The 20,056-nt window shown below is 32.4% G+C and carries 16 protein-coding genes and 1 pseudogene; 13 read left to right on the top strand and 4 right to left on the bottom strand.

Annotated features, from left to right (window positions below; translation table 11 throughout):
- Positions 1-209: 209 nt before the first annotated feature.
- Positions 210-395, bottom strand: a complete 186-nt coding sequence (locus C502_RS0113530) for a hypothetical protein (protein WP_023274847.1) — start codon at positions 393-395, stop codon at positions 210-212.
- A 62-nt stretch (positions 396-457) separates the two neighbouring features.
- The gene (locus C502_RS0113525; RefSeq protein ID WP_018679358.1) at positions 458-652 is read right to left on the bottom strand and encodes a hypothetical protein; all 195 of its coding nucleotides are present in this window, start codon (positions 650-652) and stop codon (positions 458-460) included.
- A gap of 114 nt (positions 653-766) precedes the next feature.
- On the opposite strand from C502_RS0113525, the gene C502_RS0113520 reads away from it, so the two are divergent.
- From C502_RS0113520 to C502_RS0113490, 7 genes are all read left to right on the top strand, one after another.
- A complete protein-coding gene (locus C502_RS0113520; protein ID WP_018679357.1) occupies positions 767-985 on the top strand; it encodes a hypothetical protein in 219 nt (72 codons plus the stop codon).
- Positions 985-2,172 carry a replication initiation factor domain-containing protein gene (locus C502_RS0113515; RefSeq protein ID WP_018679356.1) on the top strand — a complete coding sequence of 396 codons (1,188 nt, stop codon included), beginning with the start codon at positions 985-987 and terminating at the stop codon, positions 2,170-2,172. The genes C502_RS0113520 and C502_RS0113515 overlap by 1 nt, the downstream gene beginning before the upstream one ends.
- Positions 2,172-2,486 (top strand): hypothetical protein, encoded by a 315-nt coding sequence (locus C502_RS0113510; RefSeq protein WP_018679355.1) that lies wholly within the window; start codon positions 2,172-2,174, stop codon positions 2,484-2,486. The genes C502_RS0113515 and C502_RS0113510 overlap by 1 nt, the downstream gene beginning before the upstream one ends.
- A 314-nt stretch (positions 2,487-2,800) precedes the next feature.
- A complete protein-coding gene (locus tag C502_RS18355) occupies positions 2,801-3,880 on the top strand; it encodes a site-specific integrase (RefSeq protein ID WP_228129342.1) in 1,080 nt (359 codons plus the stop codon).
- Between the two features lie 3 nt (positions 3,881-3,883).
- Positions 3,884-5,467 (top strand): site-specific integrase, encoded by a 1,584-nt coding sequence (locus C502_RS0113500; RefSeq protein ID WP_018679353.1) that lies wholly within the window; start codon positions 3,884-3,886, stop codon positions 5,465-5,467.
- Positions 5,457-7,781, top strand: coding sequence for a hypothetical protein (locus C502_RS0113495; protein WP_018679352.1), 2,325 nt, complete (start codon positions 5,457-5,459; stop codon positions 7,779-7,781). Before C502_RS0113500 ends, C502_RS0113495 begins: the two co-directional genes overlap by 11 nt.
- Before the next feature lies 1 nt (position 7,782).
- On the top strand, positions 7,783-8,220 hold the full coding sequence (locus C502_RS0113490; protein ID WP_018679351.1) for a hypothetical protein: 438 nt from the start codon (positions 7,783-7,785) through the stop codon (positions 8,218-8,220).
- On the opposite strand, the gene C502_RS18930 is transcribed toward C502_RS0113490, so the two are convergent.
- Positions 8,209-8,418 (bottom strand): helix-turn-helix domain-containing protein, encoded by a 210-nt coding sequence (locus C502_RS18930; protein WP_004894668.1) that lies wholly within the window; start codon positions 8,416-8,418, stop codon positions 8,209-8,211. The two genes, C502_RS0113490 and C502_RS18930, sit on opposite strands and share 12 nt — an antisense overlap.
- An 85-nt stretch (positions 8,419-8,503) precedes the next feature.
- On the opposite strand from C502_RS18930, the gene C502_RS0113485 reads away from it, so the two are divergent.
- The 6 genes and pseudogenes from C502_RS0113485 (at position 8,504) to C502_RS0113460 (ending at position 18,195) form a co-directional block, all read left to right on the top strand.
- Complete coding sequence (locus C502_RS0113485) at positions 8,504-8,998, top strand: hypothetical protein (protein ID WP_018679350.1); 495 nt, start codon at positions 8,504-8,506, stop codon at positions 8,996-8,998.
- Positions 8,999-9,101: 103 nt separating this feature from the next.
- Positions 9,102-13,709: an NACHT domain-containing protein gene (locus C502_RS0113480; protein WP_018679349.1), complete on the top strand. Its 4,608-nt coding sequence runs from the start codon at positions 9,102-9,104 to the stop codon at positions 13,707-13,709.
- A gap of 137 nt (positions 13,710-13,846) precedes the next feature.
- A complete protein-coding gene (locus C502_RS0113475; RefSeq protein ID WP_018679348.1) occupies positions 13,847-15,142 on the top strand; it encodes a phosphoribosyltransferase-like protein in 1,296 nt (431 codons plus the stop codon).
- A 213-nt stretch (positions 15,143-15,355) separates the two neighbouring features.
- Positions 15,356-16,531: a reverse transcriptase family protein gene (locus C502_RS0113470; protein WP_018679347.1), complete on the top strand. Its 1,176-nt coding sequence runs from the start codon at positions 15,356-15,358 to the stop codon at positions 16,529-16,531.
- Between the two features lie 4 nt (positions 16,532-16,535).
- Positions 16,536-16,757 (top strand): annotated as a pseudogene (locus C502_RS18925) (IS5/IS1182 family transposase); the annotation flags it as partial.
- A 52-nt stretch (positions 16,758-16,809) separates the two neighbouring features.
- A complete protein-coding gene (locus C502_RS0113460) occupies positions 16,810-18,195 on the top strand; it encodes a hypothetical protein (RefSeq protein ID WP_018679345.1) in 1,386 nt (461 codons plus the stop codon).
- 632 nt (positions 18,196-18,827) lie between these two features.
- Here the strand turns inward: C502_RS0113460 and C502_RS0113450 are convergent.
- A complete protein-coding gene (locus tag C502_RS0113450) occupies positions 18,828-20,048 on the bottom strand; it encodes a multidrug effflux MFS transporter (RefSeq protein WP_018679343.1) in 1,221 nt (406 codons plus the stop codon).
- Positions 20,049-20,056: the final 8 nt, after the last annotated feature.

Raw genomic sequence — 20,056 nt, 5'->3', positions numbered from 1 at the left:
ATAATATCCGCATTATGTTATTTGCCGTTTTCGTTGTACAAAAAAACTCACTGGAGAGTCTCCAGTGAGTTTTTTGTCAATGATGCTATGCTTTCAAGCGCACTCGAACGGCATTTAACATCAATGCTCATTATGCGTATATCGAAGTTGCCCAAGCACTGACGACGACGACGAGGGACGAGGAGGAGGAGGAGAAGCGCAGGGCATAACTATGAATTATCTTCTTTTTTCTTATTTTCTGAGTATTTAAATTCTATTTTGATATCTTTGTTTTTTAATTCCTTGATTTGGAATATTGCTTTTATTAATAATACGATACTTAAAATACCAAATCCTATTCCAAGTAGAATCAGAACTATTCCTAATACTTTCATTTTGTTTCCTTTTAAATCCATGATTTTCACCTCATGGATTTTTTGATATTTGGGCATTTAGTAGTCAGGATCAACGATAACAATTAATCGTCTTTTTTAAGTATTTCGGCTCTGTATTTCATCACATCCTCTGTTTTTATATCTTTCAAGTATTTCCTAATTAGTGTGTGTATTACGTCTGATTCTTTGATTCTTATCTTCGTCTCAAACATCATTTCCAATGTCGCATCTTTGACCATTTCTTCTTCATCGTCTCTGAGTCTAACTGTAACAGCCATTGTCTATTCTCCTGAAAGTAACACATCATATCTGATTTATATTTTATGATATGTTGCGAAATCACAAATTAGATGTTATAAATCCAATAAATATCATTTGTGATAAATCATAAAATGGAAAAAGAATTAGCTTTTGAGATCGTAGCCAAGATTATTCATGATCGGGGAGTCGAACTAATTGTAGGGGGCAATCCAGCTTTCGAGACTGAGCTTGTTCTTTTTTACATTGAATCAACGATGATCCAGTGGGGCTTTAAGAATCCTAAAGTTGCTGCTTACTGTGACGCTATCAAAGCTGAAAACGATAATTTCAGAGCTATGGGAATTTGCTGATGGATAAGTATAAAAAACAACCAATCCCCACTGCATTATCGGGGGGAATGAAAAAATCGGCAGTTGTAACCCCCATTAATAAGATGGGGGTAAAGAAATCTGATACTCGTCCACAATTCGCCGATCTCCCGTATCAACATGATCCTTTATATGCCATTCCTCATACTCATATGATTATGACCAACGATGGTGTAAAGCATGTTGAATATAGAATGCCTGCTGACAATGAAATAGCTGTCGTTGATTGGGTCAATCTGACTTGTGGTATTGAAACACTTGGCACGATTACTCATGCATCAGGCTTCCAAGTATCTAAATACGAAACAGATGACGAATATGTACTTGATGATCACCGTTATCTAGCTGCTGTTTCAGAACTGGATGATCACCTTGAACACATATTTGGTTTTAAAACGGCTTACCGTAGACCTAGTGGTCTCAATTTCTATAGCCAAAGCTATGTGCTTGGTGAGGATTTCGGTTTCGTTTGTATTGGTGGTCAGCGTAATACAATCTTGATTATGATCAATGGACGTGGTTGTAGCTTTGCTAAATCTGGTTGGGAATTAAGGCTTTATCATTTTTTAGTTACTCAAGCTAAACGTCCTAAATTGACTCGTGTTGATATTGCACATGATGATTTTGAAGGTAAATACGTTTCTGTTGATTGGGGCAATATGCAAGATGCGCTAGGTGGCTTTCAACTTGGTAATCGTGCGCCAAATATCGAACATAAAGGCAATTGGCGCAGACCAAACGGTAAAGGTCGTACTTTATGTATCGGTAGTCGTGATTCAGGTAAGTATTTGAGAATATATGAAAAAGGTCGCGCTGAGGGCGATCCTGACGACAATTGGCAACGTGCAGAAGTCGAATTTAAATCTATAGATCGTATTTTACCATTTGATATGCTTCTTGCGCCCAGTGAATATTTTATCGCTGCTTATCCATGTTTCCGTGATCTAGCTGAACATATACAGCCCGAACGTATAGAAACAATTACTAAAACGGCTCAAATCAATTTCCAAACTGCTATTGAGAATCTTAAACATCAATACGGTAAATACATCAACGTCTTTAAAGACGTATTCGAACCTGAAGAACTCATCAATTTAATTTGTTGCTCTGATCCGCTTGCATTTCCCAAGCGACTCGATCATGTGCTTATAACTGCTCGGAGAATGTAATGCATACATCAACTGTAAAAATATTAGGTGCTAAAGCTGTTGATTTCAAACCTGATGATGGTAGTGGCCGTCATTACGATCATGTGCAGCTATTTTGTCAAATCCCAATGGATTTATCTCAAGGTAATTCTATTGGGAATGGTTGTGAGACTTTCAACTGGCAAGATTCAGCAAACATTAAATCTCTACGTCAATTCAAACAATCAGATTTTCCAATTGAAGCTCAAATCACATTTGACATGGTCACAAGTGGTAAAGGCGTTAAATATGTTGTTGTTGATGTCAAATTACCGCAACCAAGCAGAACAACTTAAATAAAAAGCCTTTGTATATCAAAGGCTTACATTGTAATAATTACGTATAATGTATATTATGTTAAATTGAGTACATGATACTTTAAGTTCATAGACCTCTTTGTTTAACCTAAAATCAATCACTTATATAAAATAACATTTCACATTGTCTCTATCCTTTTCTCTATTCTACGACTGTCCTGAGATTTCAAAGTTTTGCCACACAACAATCAGATATGCTGGCACTAAAGTTTTGGTATGAGTTTTGGCATCAGAAATATTCAACTTTGTTCTGTGAGTCATTTTTATCTTCCAAATATGAACCTGAGATTTTTTTGAATGAAATCGATAACTTTATTGTTTTCTTAGAAAATAATAAAAAATTAGAAACAAATTTGATTAGACTTAGATCAAATGTAGATGCTAACTATATGACCATTACACAGCGTTTGAGGTCATTGTTTAAATATTTCGTGTATCTTTTAGATGAATATTGGAACATCCGTTATCAAGATATTACAATCAAAGAGTTAACAAATCGTAGGAAAAAAATAGATTTGTTCTTATTAAACAAAAAAAGGATTTTTAGTAAATTTTCTAAATATAGTTTAACTGTAAAAAGTGAAATTAATCATAACTTTAAAAGCTTAACTAATGAAATGGTGGTTATGCTTTATAAAATTATTCGCCCAGACCAGACAGCTAATATAAATATAGACAATCCATTCTCAACGAGATCACATCAACTTCGTAATTTTTTGATGGTACATCTTATGATGAACTACGGTTTACGGGTTGGTGAACTAATGCTTCTCACAAAAAGATCAATAAAAAAATCTCTCAACTCTGACTCATATAGTCTCATAATAGCTAATACAGATGATGAACATGATTCCAGACAGAGAAAACCTAGCATAAAAAACGAGCAATCTTATAGAGTTATAAAACTAGATAGTATGGATTATAAATTTTTGATGCTATACATAGAAAAAATAAGGAATTTCAATAATTCAGATATCTTATTTACATCACTTAAACCACCCTACTCTCCACTAAGCTACTCATCCATCAATGCAATTTTTAAGGCGATAGAACAAGCATTTAGGGCTTCACATCCTGTATATTTTGATGATACAAATATTGACTCAATTCAGAAGTTAACCCCTCATGTATGTCGTCATACATGGGCATATATCACTTTGGCTTTTGCTATAAAAAAATATCGAAACGAAAGTGCATCACCATTAAATCAAAGCAATGATGAAATTATGAAAAAAGCACTAGAAGATCTACGTGTCTTAGGTGGTTGGAGCGCTAACAGTATAATGCCAAGTTACTATGCAAAAAGATTTATTGTTGATAGTGCTAACCTCATGAATTTGCAACGTATATCACAAGAATTATGGAAAATATAAATAATGGAGCAATTTGATCTTTTTGAAGGTTTTCAGGAACAACATTCTGTATCAGTTTTTAATGATCAACAGATAATGGCTCTTCAGAATCTAAGTAAAAAAACACCAAAAGTCGTTAAATTCTTAGTTGCAGATAAATTTGACGATAAGTTTATCAATTCTACAAATAATATTTGGAACTTTTATTATTCTGGTCAGAAAGAAAACTTAGATTTCTCAAGCTTTTCTGAAGATGAGATGACTTTAGCTAAATTTTTTCTGATAGCCTTTATTCAGAAAAATACACCATCTTTTTTGAGTAGAAAAATTTATTCTTTTAATTTTTTAATAAATTTTTTAAAAAATAACAATTTACATTTAAATTATGAAACTTTAAAACAACTATTAATAGAAATTGCACCTCAAGAAAATCATCATAATACTTATGCACATATAAAATTTTTACTGAGACTTCTAATTTTAGAAGGCTTTCCTAACTTTGATATTGAAGATGATTTTGAACTTGAGTTTATTCCTAGACCTAAGTCGTTTAACTCAAATTTATTCTATCAGGAATATGAAGATACAATAGATTCTCCTTTAATTTCAATGATTCAACAAGGCTTTATCAAGTTAAACCAAGTTATCAAAGATGATTTTCAGGGTATCGATGAACAAACACTACTTTACTCATCAATACTTGGTTTGGTGTATGTAACTGGTCTTAGACCTGTACAATTAGCAAAGCTATCTGCTGAAGACATAAAAATAGATACCACACGTACTACTGATTATTTTCATCGCTATAGCATACTAGTTCCCTATGCAAAACAAGCACGTTATGTACATGAAAAGATCGCAGTGAAATTACCAGAAGAAGTTGCTGAAATTATTATTGCTTATATTGAACGATTTAACTTAAGTCCAAAAGATAAGTTATTTGATTTAGGGGAAAATTCTGCACGTTTTTGCTCAAAAGCTATTAATACACAATTATTTGATTTTGCTCCTGAAACCTATAGAGAAGCTGTTCTTTCTGGTGAAATGATAAAGCAAAAGTATTCCTTTTCTGATTTTAGGCATCATGTTGGCTATAGTTTGGCAATGGCAGGTTCTTCAGCTGAGGAAATCGCATATATCTTAGGTCATTCTTCTGTTGTAACAGCCAGACATTATATTTTTTCTACCCCAGAACTAGCTCAAATTAGAGCGCAAGCACTTGGTAAAAATTCTTTGTATAGACAAATGATCGCTATGCTCCTGACTGGAAGGCTAGTTTATAAGAAAGATTGGTTTCAGAAAAAAGTACTAGGAAATATTGGTAGTAAAATTCATTACGATATTGGTGGCTGCTCTTATGAGGACAAATGTTTATTTCAACCAGTTCGAAATTGCTATGGTTGCATGTACTTTCATCCTTTTACTGATGCTAACCATAATCATGTTTTAGAAAGTATACAAAATGAAATAAATGATCTTATTAAGCTATCAGATGGAATTGGCGTATCTAGAAATCCATTGATTCGAGTGCATGAGTCAACTAAATTCGAAATTGAATCTGTAATGGCTCGTTGTGCATTACGGAAGGATGATATTCATGAACATTGAAAAATATGGTGTTTTTATTGACGAGCAAAAAGATTACTTTAATCAGAATTTACAGCCTAATTTTAAATGGAATTGGAACGATTCATCTTGGTATGGTGGTACAATTGGATCGGGATGGTTGTTGTCTAGAAGTGGTAAAACACATTTCACTTTTGGCACGATTAAAAAATTGAAAGGTATCGAAAACAATATCATTGAACCCATTTTCCAAGAGTTTATTAAATCTGTACTTATTCTTAGTTATCGTAAATCTAACTCAAAAGCATCACCCCAAAAATTATATGCAGAATTTTTAATCCTGAAGCGTTGGTATAGTGCTCTATATGCTGAAAAAATGGAGAGCATACATCCCTGCCATTTATCTACATTAATATTAAATAAGTCTTTTGAAATTTTGGCAGAAAATTCGAGTAAAACGAATCTTCCTGATCATGCTGGTACATACTTTAGATTACAGGAGATGTTAAATCATTACGCTTTTACTGAACAACCTTTAGAATTTTCTCAAAAATACCTGTACATAAACCGCCAGAATAGAACTCCAAATGCCAAGAATACTAAAGCTTTAATTGATCAATTGGAATTAGATGAAAATGATCTTGATAAAGAAAAGCTGATTTCAATTCGTACATTTATAAATATTGTTTCGCTTATCAGTTTGTGTGAAACGAATGGTGAAAAGATTGTTTTGAACCTTTTATTACTACTCATCGTCACTGGCTTGCGTTCAACGGAAGCAATCCTTTTAAAAACAGATGCATTGATCAAACAACCTATTCTTGATCCAGTAACAAAGGAGCATTTAACTTTAGATGGCAAAAAGCAATACACTTTGGGAATTCAATATCATGGTGCGAAAGGAGCTGGCTTTAGAATTCACTGGGTTGAGCCATTATCTGCAAATTTAGTTGAGACAATATTTCAGTCGGTATTAGGTCTTACAGAAGAGTATAGAGAACATCTTTATTATATTAGGTCAAAACATTGCTTAGATTTCTTACCAAAAAAAATTGACGATATTCCTGAAGATTACGTTGAAATTGATGATCTTATAGATACAGTTTTTGGAGTAAAAGATACTTATAGGGGGCATGCTGGAAAGCGCGAAGTCATTATAAAAACTCTTAAGAACATCCCAATGTGGAAAGAATATAAACAAGGTAGAGACGTAAAGAAATATTACTTAAAAATTGAAATTAACGAATTTGTGAAAAGTCTAGCCAGTTATGACTCTGAATATCCTATCGATCATGTTTTTAATTATGAAGGAAAAATAGAAAAAATCGCTTATGAAGATCTACTTTTTATTCATGAGTTTAGATCTGCAACACTACAAAGAGCTTTCATCAACAAAACAAACATCATTCCTCTAAATGGAATGTTAATAAATAGCTTTTTTGGAAATTCCTTAAGTAGGTCTGTTTTTGAAAAATATAATTTACTTGAGAATGAAACAGAACATTCCAAGCTTACCAGTCATATACCAAGGCACAATATCAATACTTTTCTAGCTCTCAGTGGTTTAGCTGAACATTTGCAAGCAATGCTTATGGGGCGTGTAGACATCAAGCAGAATCAATATTATCAACACTTAGCGTTAAAACAACGTAAGGTCACAGCTAGTTTGTTAGAAAAACAAGAATTGGTACTTTATGAAAATGCTAAGCAAGAACTCAAGCCAGAATATCCAATTAATTCTATTAAACATGATGGATTAATGTACTTTTCAGAAAAATTGGATCTAGAAAATAATTTAAAGATGAACTTACAAACCTTTGACTCGAAAAATGAAGTAGCGAGTTATATAAAGGAATCTTTCTTTGATGAATATTTTCAAGATATTGCTGAATCTTTTAATGAGTTGGTTAAAGAGGATCAATCATTAGCCAATTCATTAGTTCAACGCCATGCTTGTTTACACCCCTTGCCTTTTGGTGGATGCATGCGTGAAGTCGCTGTACACGATTGCCCTAAACGCCTTGCATGCCAATCTGGTGATCAATGTGGAAACTTTGCTTTAACTGGCCGTAAAGGTGAATTAGAAGCCTTACAACATACTTTGAATGAATTACTAGATAAGTTTGCACAAATAGAGCAAATCGTAGCTCATGATTTATCATATAGAGAAATGCTTGAGGATTTACGTCAAAAAATACTTTATTTAAGTGACTTAAAAACAAAAGCTCTTGATAGACAAAATAGTTTAATTCCAATTCCCGTTTTTCCTTATGGAGATGCGATTACTAAATTACCAACTACATTGAGTGAACTGTTCGCCATCGAACAACAAAAAATTGAGTCTAAGGAAGCATGATATGATACGTGGTAAACAATTAGATGAAATCATTGAACAAGAATTGCAAATGATGTTGGTTGAAGGTTTTGAAAAATCTCCTATTTCGCATAAAGCACTTCATAGTCGTCTAACAGCTAAGGGCTATATATCAGGTGGGCTAAGTACTTTGAGTTCGGCTGATCGGAAAAAACTTATATCGCTGTATGTATCTGAGCAGATTTCGCCACTACACTTAAAGACTAAAGAACAGCAACTTTTTGTGAATAGAAAGACAAGGCAGGCTCTTACGGACACCAATAAAAATCTGCGCACACAAATTGATGATTTGGAGTCACAGCTTCATCAGAATACAGAAACGCTTATAGATATTATTGAAGAGGTAAAACTTAGAACCAACTTGAAAGTTGATCACCTCTTAGCTCCCCATCTTCTTAAAAAATATTTATCACGGGAGTAATATTTTAGGGTCAACATTGAGTGTTTGTGAAATTTGATAGAGTTTTTCAACAGTAATGCTGACTTCCCCCCTTTCAATTCTCCCCAAATAGCTACGATCAATCGTTGTTAATAAGGCTAATTGTTCTTGGCTAATAGATTTAGTTTTTCGAGTTTCCCTTATGTTAGAGCCAATCGACAGTGCTAGTTCTTGATTCATAGGTGACAACCGTAAATACAAGAACTATCAGGAATTGAAGTGTTTTAATCCACGGACTATAATCCTCATTATTTGAGCGATGAATATGGAAATTCAAAACTTACCAATGTTCAAAGAACTTTCACGAGTATTCTGTAGCTATAACATTGAGTCATGGCAAACTGTAGATTTTTGGGATAAAGTTAAACTTTTGAAAGTAGTAGACAGTAATGTTAACTATCAAAGTGTTTATCGGTTAATACTTCGACTGGTTAAAGATAGCTATTTAACGGTTGATGTTGAAAAAAGTAGATATGGACAAACAACCTATACTGAAACTGAAAATTTACATGATCTACGATCGCAGTTTTGCATTGAGTCAAAATCTATCATCCAAGAACTAAATTTGAAAAAAGAAGAATTTGAATGCGAAATCACTGCACTAAAAGAAGAAGTTGAAGCACTGCATGATTTTAAAAGACAATTTCCTGATATCCAGTTTAAAATTGAACAACTTAGACAAACGAAAATTCACGATTATGAATTGTTAAAAATAAAAATTAGAGCAATAAATTCATTGATAGATTATTTATGCACTTAGCTAACTTTAAAATATTAAGTAAATTATGAAGTTAATTATTGGAAAATAGGGAAAAAATATATAAATTATCAAGATAATTAGGCTTTTAAAATTGAGGTTTTTAGTGTCTTTAGAACCAGGTGGCTTGGCTGAGAAAGTTGGAAATCGTTACGAGTCATCTTGGATCACATTCCAATTATTAAGATTATTGGATGAGAAAATTTCTTACGTCCAAGTCGAACCATTGGGTGATGATGAAGATGCTGTAGATGTGATTGTTGGTAATCTCGATGGCTCTAAAGAGCATCACCAATGCAAAATTGGTAATATTTCTGATAATTTTTGGTCTATAGCTACTCTACAATCTAAAGAACTTTTAACCAAAGGTTTTCAACATATATTATCAGGTTCAAAATCCTATAAAGTTGTCTCAAGAATTGGTTTTAGGCTATTGGAGGATATCTGTCAAAGTGCTTTGAATAGCACAGGTTCTAGCACAGACTTCTATGAACATCAAATTAAAGGTATAAGCCAAGACCGAATAAAGTTGTTTAATGAATTATGCAAAAAACTCAGCTTAGATCAATCAAAACCTGATGATTTAGACAAAGCTCTGCAATTTTTAAAATGTTTTGAAATTAGGCAATTCAATGAGGATGATACGGACCATGAAATTTGTAGATTGTTCGCTGAAAAATTAGTATACGCACCTTCTTTTCATCTAATTCACTTCTTGCAAACTTATCCAGTAAAATGCAATAGACTCAGAGAAAAAATTACTGCCCATCTGTTAAAAACTGATTTAGAAACTCATCGATTCTCTTTTAGACCTTCTCCAAGTGACCCTCATACGTCCTCTGTAATAGCAGCACTAAATAATGAGTTTGATCACTCAATCGAGCCTTATTTAATATCACAACAAAATATTCAACGTCCTGAATTCAGTACTACACTTGATACCGTTAATAATAGCCCTATCACAATAATTAAAGCAGATGCAGGGGTTGGGAAAAGTGCATTTTTATTGGATTTGAAAAAGCATTATGTTCGCTCTGGAACTATTGTTCTTCCTATTCGACTAGATAGGCGAGTTCCTGAAAAAAATCTAGATCAATTTGGAAAAGATTTAGGATTTCCATATTCTCCTATTGCTTGCTTAGAAAAATATGGAAAAGGTCAAGAAATTATCATCTTGCTCGATCAATTAGATGCACTTCGTTGGACTGCCCTTCACTCATCAAATGCATTAGATATATGCATCAAAATGGTTAAGGAAATTCTTTTACTACGTCAACATGCTAATACCAATATAAAAATTATTATGGCAACAAGAAACTTTGAGTTCGAGGATGATGTACGTCTAAAAAATTGGATTAGTGGACTCAACAATGATGTCAAACAGATAGAACTAAAGCTCTTTGAATCAGATCAGATTAAGCCATATGTTAGCCAATTCGAAGACTATGATCATTTGAATAATGAGCAAAAAAATATTTTAAGAATCCCTTTATGGTTAGGTATTTACATCAATTTAGCCAATGATTTAGGATGCGCTCCTAAATTTACAAGCAAATTAGATTTAATCAAAGGTTTCCTCGATAACCGCTTTGAACAGCTCAATGAGAGTTATGGAGTTTCCACAGCAGATAGTGAAGATTTATTCAATGAAATTATAGATTTGATGAATCACTCCAACAAATTAAGTATTTCATTAACTCAATTATCAAATGGTTCATCAAAAATTAAGAGAGCTATGATTTCTGTTGGATTGCTTTCCGAGCAAAATAGAGAAATTAGCTTTAGGCATCAAGCGATTTATGATTATGCGATAGGTAGAAAGCTATACCTACTTGGTCGTACTTCTACTGAAAATTTCATAAATGAACTAGGCTCAAGAAATCAGCAAACATTATTGAAACGAGAACATCTCAGATATGCCTTAGCAATGTTATATGAAGAAAATGAAAACACTTTCTGCAATTGCATTGATGCAGTTCTTTACCATCCTGAAATTCGATTTCATTTGAAATCATTAGTATTTAGCGTATTACGCCATATAGAAAACTTTAAAGCTCCTCTCAAAAAGCTGATTAATAAAATTATTGATGATGCTGAACTCGCCCATCATTTTATAAGATTAAGTTGCAGCGGTACTCCTGCTCTCGTTCAATATCTATCGGAAAGTCATTATCTAAGTGATTGGTTAGATGAGGATGGTGATACGCAATCTAAAGCTCTAGAACTTTTAAGCTCAGTTTCTGATAAAACCCCAAACTTGTTAATTAATGAATTATCTAAGTTCGTGAATCAATCATCTGAGTGGAATCAAAAGATATACAACTGTTTATGCTGGAATATGAAGAATGATTCGGATGAACTCTTTGATTTTCGTATACAACTTATAAAAGCTGGCACTAATAGTCATTATATTTTTTGGGATGATTTAACTAAACAGCATCCATTAAGAGCTTTGTATCTATTAGAGCTTATGTGTGATGAAGAATTTCATGCAAGACTAAACTCAAGAGAAAAATGGTCTGATTACGACACAGAATGTGTTGAGAAGCTTGCTGAAAGCCATTCATTAGATGTATTAAAAGTCTTTTTACCTTTTTTAGACCAGTATTTTGCTAAGCCTCTAATTGAGGAGTTTGATGCTTATAAATGGTCTGAAGAATACGCTACAAGAACATCACTTGACACGTTTATATACAAAGCTTTGTTTACCCTTATAAGTAAGGCATCTCAGAATATGGCTTTAAAATCAACTGAGCTATTTCAATTATTAAGCCCATTTAAAAAAAATCAGAATTTAATATTTAATCGTATATTTGCGAATGCTCTTGTATACATTGATATAAAATATGCTGATGAAGTTGTAGAATGGTTATTAGACAATCCAGCTCATAAGTTAAAATTAGCTAACGATAGCGAAGAACCTGTTTGGAAGTTAGCAGGTAAGCTCATTAAAAAATATTCCCCACATTGTAGTCTAAATAACTTTGAACTTCTTCAAGATGTAATCTACAACTCCCCCTCTGACTATGGTGTAGATCAGATCAAATGGCGTTTAGAAGCAACTCGTAAAAACTACTACTCTCCTTATTGGGGGAAAACTCAATATTATTTATTACCCAAATTAGATCCTTCACGTATTTCTAATGAAACTGCTCAATTGATTGGAGTACTTAATCGAAAGTTTGAAAAATATACTGATGATGATTTTTGCAGTAAAATTAATAGTTGGGGAGGTATTGTTACATCACCTATTAGAACTCATATATCAAATAAAGCTTGGAAAAAACTTATTATTTCAGATCCAAATAAATTTAATGCTAATAGTTTTAAAAAAGATTGCACAGAAGCAAGTATTCATCAATTTTCAAACACCTTTAGAAGTGCTGTAAATGCTGAGCCTAAACGGTTTGCAGAATTTTCTTTAACCTTACCCACTCATATTCATCTTGATTATATTGAAGCTTTATTTTCGGGGTTAAGTGAAAATAATATTGATCAAGTTCCAGAATATTTAAAAGAACAGTGGGCACCATGTCCTATTGTGTTAATAGAGCAAGTTATCGATCATTTTAGAACACCAGATTATTCACGAGGACTTGAGCATTTACTCTCTTCACGAGTCCAGCTATTTTCGCAAAAATATATTACATTATTAGAAGATATTGCAAAATCTTCAGATGATCCAAAATTAAATAAATTGAATATTTATAGAACAGGTCACCCAGATGAATTGGATGAAATTTCAAGTAAGGATTTGTTTGGAAATACCATTAATTGTACTAGAGGTCGTGCTTATAGAAGCATAGCTCAAAAATTTTGGAATGATCAAGAGTATGCTCTGTCACATAAATATATTATAGAAAATGCTTTAAACGATGAACATGCGGCTGTACGAATGGCTACAGCTGATTTATTACTTCCTATGTATAATTATGATCGTAACTATGCTTTTCAAAAATTTATAGAATTATGTCAAAAAGACATTAGAAATACTCTAAGTCATGGCTATCACTACTATTTCAATAATGCTTTTAGTAGCGAATTTAAAGAGCCATTTATAACCCTAGTTAAAATGATGCTTAACTCTTCATTTCAAGATGTTAGAATGGAAGGTCACAAACAAGTCATTGCTCGGTGGTTATTCAATGATTTATTTGAAGAAGAGTTACAGCTAAGTCTCGATTCTAAAAATCAAGAAAGCCTTTTGGGTTATGCTTCTGTGATTAATCAACTCTTAGGTGGTGATACTAAAGGATATGAACACTCAAAAATGAAACAATTTTTTGAGATCTTAGTTAATTCAGAAAATGAGGAAATTCTAAAAAAAATAGGGAGATTTTTCGGTAAAAAATTTTGGTCAAAAAGATATGCACGAGAGTTTTTTGAAATGTATGTACAGTCAAAAGCATTAAATCATAATGTTTATAATGTCTTACATTCAATAGAAGAAAGCTCTATAGGTATGGCTCAATTTAGTGATCTCATCATTATCATGATTCAAAATATTCTTAAGTTAGAAACTCAAGATTTAATGAGTAATTTAGATACAGATGCTATCACAAGAGTCATTCAGCAATTATATGATCAAGCAGAAAATGATGGCGATGATGAAACACTCGGGTATTGTCTTGACATGTGGGATGAGCTTTTGGTTAGTAATCATTCATTCATAAGAAATATGACTGAAAAATTGGATGGTGGATTGTTAAGTTAGTTAGATTTTAGAATAACTCTTTGTATTCATGATGGAAAATCAATTCTGATTATAAAATTATTAATCAATAGAGAATCACCTAAAATACAATTAGTTTAATATTTTGTGATTATTCTCAAGACTTAAAGGATTGTAATATGGTTCAATTTTTATCCGATACGGATTTTGCAAAAAATTGGCTTAATCAATTTGAAAATGCAACAGATCGTTATAATGCAAAAAAACTATTAAATTCTTTGAAATATATTTCAAATACAGATTTTGAAACTTTTATTTATGAAAAACTGGATTATTTAAAAAATAAATTAAATAAACGTTTAGCTGTTTATCCTGTAATCACACCACTACCAGAAAATATTGCTGGAAGTAAATTATTTACAGGGAAATTTAAAGAAATTTCAGAAACCAATGCAAAAGTAAGGGAAGATGGTAAACGTAGACAATATGGCAGTGAAGATAGAGTTGGACATATTTTAGAAAAAGTCTCAAGTTTACACAGAGGAAATGGCAGTGTTTCAGATATAGAATGTTGCCCGACAGTAAATACATTAATTAGACAAGGTATTAAAGATATCGTATTTGTCGATGATATTTGTGGTAGTGGTGAAAGATTTGTTAATTTCTTTAAAAAAGTAATTCCTTCTTATTTAAAAAGATTAATTTCAATTAACAAAATAAGGCTATGGTTTGTTTGCTATGGTATCACATCATCTGGTTTGAATTTTATTAAAAGAAAAATAAAATATTTTAAGACCCATCCGGAAAGTATAATTTCAAACTATAGCCCATTAAGATTAGATAATAGAATATCTAGTGATGTGAGGGATCTATGCTTCAAGTACACGCGTAAAATTTATGGTAATGATAGTGCGAGTCTTGGGTATAAAAATACTATTGGTGGTATCGTATTTGAACATGGCTGCCCAAATAATCTTCCAAGAATTTTATGGGATAACAATAAGAGCTGGAATGCTCTTTTTAAAAATAGATCAATACCTATAGAATTAAGACCGAACTTCTCGGAAGATAATTTAATTGATACTAGTGAGATATTATGGGATATAAATCAAAAAAATTTAGCAATATCAATACTTGATTCTATTCAAAATAATAACATAGAACCTAAATATAATTTAATTATTACTTTTCTAGGGTTGGCTAATAGAGGGATTCATTCAAAATCACAATTCTCTACCAAACTATTTGTTAACTCAGCTAAAGTTAATGCACTTATAGATGAACTTATAGAATCAGACTTAATTATCGAACAGGATGATATGCTTAAAATGACGTTATTAGGAAAATGTGTTCTACAAAAATATAAGAAAACAAAATTAAAAGATATAAATTCAAGAAAAAGTATTGATTCCAATCAGTTTATTTACTATCCTCATCAATGTGATGGACATTTTCGATTTCTGGTAGACTGTTGATAAAATACTTGATTAGTAGTTATCAACTGTACAGCTATAACTTGATTGTAGTAGTTGTTCGGAGCTCAGAGTCTGAAGCTCTATGAAATAGCTTAATTTTAGGCGATGATTAGCCATTTCCGTATTCGCTCGTTCTGCTCTGCTTTCTGGCGGCGCAGCTTCACTCTACGTAAACGGCTAAACCCGCCAAGGCGGGTTAAAGCAGAGGTCAAAATGTCCACACACAACTATATAACTGAACTTAATACACCTGGCGTCAATCCTACATATAAAAGAGTTGTAAGACAATTAGTTACGCCCCTATTACAGAAAAATTTACCTGTTATATTAAGTTTAAAACATTTATCAGTATTATTAGATATTCCGTATATTGTAGTGCACAAAATTGTTTATAGAGATGGAGATTTCTATAAAGTTTTTGCAATTAAAAAGCGTAGTGGTGGTAAGCGTTGGATTACTATTCCAGATTATTTTTTAATGAAAGCTCAAAAATGGATAAATAATAATATTCTAAATGCTCAAGAAGCTCAGGCTATGTTATCTATTAATAGTACTGCTTATAAAAAAAAATCTAGTCATATTGTTAATGCTTCAATGCACCTAGGAGAAAAACAATTAATTAAATTAGATATTTTGAGATTTTTTGAGTCTATCTCAGAAAGACAGGTATTTAATGTTTTTAAGAAATTAGGTTATAAAAACTCTGTATCACTTATATTGGCTAGAATATGTACTCGAGTAATTCCTATTCATCTCGATAAAAGATTTATTAAAAATGAACAAAGATGGACAACAAAATATAATTATAAGTATGATCAACAAAAGAATAAAATTAAAAGAATCGGTCACTTGCCACAAGGAGCCCCAACAAGTCCAGCCTTAGCAAATTTTGTTTGCTGTAATTTAGATGCTGACATTGAAGATTTAATAGATCAATTTAATTTGAATTCTTATACTAGATATGCAGATGACATAATAATTTCAGGTAATTTTCAAGACAAAAATACCGCAATTTCATGCATATTTAGGGTTTCAAGAATTTTAAGAAATTATGGTTTTAAAACAAATTATCTAAAAACAAAATATTGTGGTTCTGGGGATAGAAAAATTGTTACGGGCATTTGTATTAATGATGAAAATCAACTTAGAGTTCCAATTGAATACAAAAATAAAATTCGTCAAGAAATATATTATATTGATAAATTTGGATTATTAAATCATTGTGAAAGATTAAATATTTCGAATCCTTTGAACTACTTAATGAGGCTTGAGGGTAAAATAAACTATATTAAAACCGTTGAGCTTGACAAAGGAATTTATTTTATGAATAAATTAGAAAAAGCTATTCCAAACATGAATGAAATTCGACTATTGAATGATTTACCGTGAATAATTATTGAAAATAGTCAACCGTTTAGGAAGAGCCCTTTGGAAAAAGTGGTCTAGTTATCATCGTCGAAGTTTGGTGGAAACTAAAATGCTTTGCATAAAATTATTTGGCAATAAATTAACGGCAAGTCGTTTCCCTAGTCAGGTGAATGAGATTCATGCACGTGTGGCGGTATTAAATAGATTCACAAAATTAGGGCAACCTCATACCCAAGTTTTATTTTAAATTTGAGGCGATATGGGGAGCTTTTATTTTAAATCTTTATGCAACAAAGCCAATGAAATATAATAGTTTTATTTTATTAGATACAAATATGACAAACTCTTACAAGCCAGACTTCATGTTAATCAAACTTAGTAATGATTTTAGAAATTTCCACTCTAAAGGTATTAACAATAGATTTTTATTTGGTATTCTATTTCATGAATGGCTTCACTATTTTCACAATGTGTCCACAAATTTTGGTATGTCAACTTTCACATCAACCGCATCTCTTTGGTTGTATTTCCACAATTCAAATATTAATGGAAAAGCCATTGATCATTCAAAATACAAAGAAAGCATCACCAAATTTAATTCAATCTTGGTCCACTCAAGGAAAAATGTAAATAAAGGTCGAGATTTAAGAGATATCAATAAGCAGAATTTTGAATTATTAGAAGTATTTAAGGCTGAGTTAAAATCCACACAATACGGCAATGAAACTCTTCATACATACGTTTGCCAAATTAGAATCAAAGATCAGGGAGAACACGCACAAACAATTGAAGTTGGTGCGCTGGAAATTTTTGAAAATTTAGCATATCTATTAGAAAAAAAATTGGTTAAAAATCTGCAAGAGAGAGATACTAGCGACTCTAAATTTGAATCCTTTAGCGAACCCCCTATAGTACCCTATAGGATGATCGAATTACTATTGAGTCACTTTGAGCTTAATCTTAGTAATGATGATTGTATTCGAGTAATGATTACCCTACTCCTTGCAGTCGATTCCTTAGAGCTTTTAGAGCCACTAATAAATGAAATCAAGATTTATCAATCAGAAGGTAAAAGTGTTGAAACATGCTTAATCGAAATTACAGAAAATATTTTAAAGCAAAATAATATCATCGAAAGATTAAATAACACTGAAGAATGGATAAAACAATATTTCCCAATTGATGACTCTATCGGGCTATCCATCAAGTCTATATTTAAAGTTATAAAAACAAATTTAGAAGCCAGAAATAGAAATCCGTTTGTGGAATTTGATATCCTAAATCAGTTAAAGGAAAACCCTCAAAAATTTTCCGAAGTATTAAAGAAGTACAGCTCATGTGCAATTATGGTTCCACTAGCTGCTAACAAAATCATAGATCGAACGATTAATAGTGAATTAATATCCTTGGGCGAAGTTGGGCATTTAGAAAATTGGCAACAATTTCATGCTGCATTACACTTTCTCGGACTCCACATTAAAGAAGATGGTGGGTTTATGGATACCTCTGAATTACCCAATAGTTGTTGCCCTTTTTATAATGTATGCACCGTGAAACCCAAACAAGACAACAATGACATATGCCGATATAAACCATGGGAAAACTATGATGCCATCAACCCAACCTCAGATATGTGCTGGTATGGGTGTGGTGTCAGACAAACTACTTACTGTCCGAATCAATAAAATGATTACATAGTTTTCATTCGCGCCATTGAAAATGGGATACCAAATGAAGTTCTATTTATATAAAACCAAGACCAAAAACATGCGTATAAAGCAGGTTTTAAAGTTTATATCAAATAAAAGATGATTTTTATGATGCTATCTGGCTATACTTCCCATTAATTTTTTCATTTAACAATTCATCCTCTTGATATTGAAGTGCATTACTATTTACAACCAACATGCTGAGTTTTTCTGAAACTGGACTGCCATCAATCTCCTAAACAAATTTAGTCTATTCTTAAGATCTTTTTAGTAGGAAAATATGTATTCAAAGCTAGGTTCATGAACAAAATATTTTATTAGCTATCAATTTATTGTTCTAAGTAATTAAACTTTTTGTTTATTAAAATAAATTTAATTATGAACTAGACTTTAGGTGAACATAAGTTAAATAAATAACACCTGTCATTTTGTTCATTATTATTGATATAGATTAAATTAGGTTTTATTATCTGTCAAATTAGTAATGCACTTTTATGTTTACTTCAGTTAAATAAGTTTTCGTAGATGTCTCATTCCTTAAACAAAATTCTTATCCTTCCCAAAAAAATATAAGGGAGTGTTTCTTCTCCCTATCCCTATGACTTATTTCAAAACTTAATTTCTTTCATAGGTTGTATGATAAAAATCATACTGGCACTCAACACTGTAAAAATGGTCATAATCACAATCATGGTCTGTGGTGTACCAGTTGAAAGCCAAGCGAGTAAAAGCGAAGAAATAATGCCACTACCATACTGTAATGAACCAATCAAGGCAGATGCTGAACCTGCCATTCCCGGTACACCATCCAATGCTGCAGCGGTTGAATTAGCGGCAATCATGCCATTCATTGAAAAGAAGATAAAAACCATTACAATGATGCTATAGATACCACCAACCTGCTCGTAAAATAAAATACAGAGTGTGATTAATGCTATGGTTGCAATTGCAGTAGTACATTTGAGTAGATGATCAAGGCTAAACCGTTTAACCAAGTTACGATTAATAAAACTTAGTCCCATCACTCCCACAATATTCAATGCAAACAGCCAACCATAATGTTGGGCATCCACGCCATAGAAAGAAATATAAACAAAGGGTGAACCCACAATAAAAGTAAAGGCAGCTACGTAAAAGAAAGTGACACACAAGGTATAGCGCATAAACTGCCAATTACCCAATAATTGATGGTAATTAGTAAAGGTATTGATTACTGATGCTTTAGTACGCTTCTCCACTGGATGTGTTTCAGGTAAAAAGAACAGTGTTAAAAACATTAGTCCGCCAATACTTGCCAGCAACCAGAAAATGCTATGCCATGTACTGAATTTAATGATCTGCCCTCCCAAGAGTGGTCCTGCAATTGGTGCAATTGCCATAATCACCATCAGTGTTGAAAGCATTTGTGCCGCTTGGGTTCGACCATAAAGATCACGAATCATGGCACGTCCAAGCATAGGGCCAGTACATGCTCCTAGAGCCTGAAACACACGCCAAAATACAATTTGCTCAATCGATTGAGATAACGCACAACCAATTGAACCAATCACAAAAAGAATCATGCCTATAAATAAAGGAATTTTCCGTCCAATGCGATCGCTCATTGGGCCCCAAATCAACTGTGCCAATGCAAACCCAGCCAAAAATCCTGTGACTGTTAGCTCAACATTTCCATTTAACTCTTGTGCCATTTGAGGCATTGCAGGTAAATAAATATCGGTTGAGAGTGAAGTGAATGCCATTAATGCACCCAAAATCCCCATAAAAAACCAGCTTGAAGTGTTCAATGCCTTATCAGGATTTTGAGTGTGTGTGGGAGAAACAGGCATTTTAGTGA

The organism is Acinetobacter tjernbergiae DSM 14971 = CIP 107465 (assembly GCF_000374425.1).
Taxonomy (GTDB): domain Bacteria; phylum Pseudomonadota; class Gammaproteobacteria; order Pseudomonadales; family Moraxellaceae; genus Acinetobacter; species Acinetobacter tjernbergiae.
This window is presented reverse-complemented; position numbering and strand designations above follow the sequence as displayed.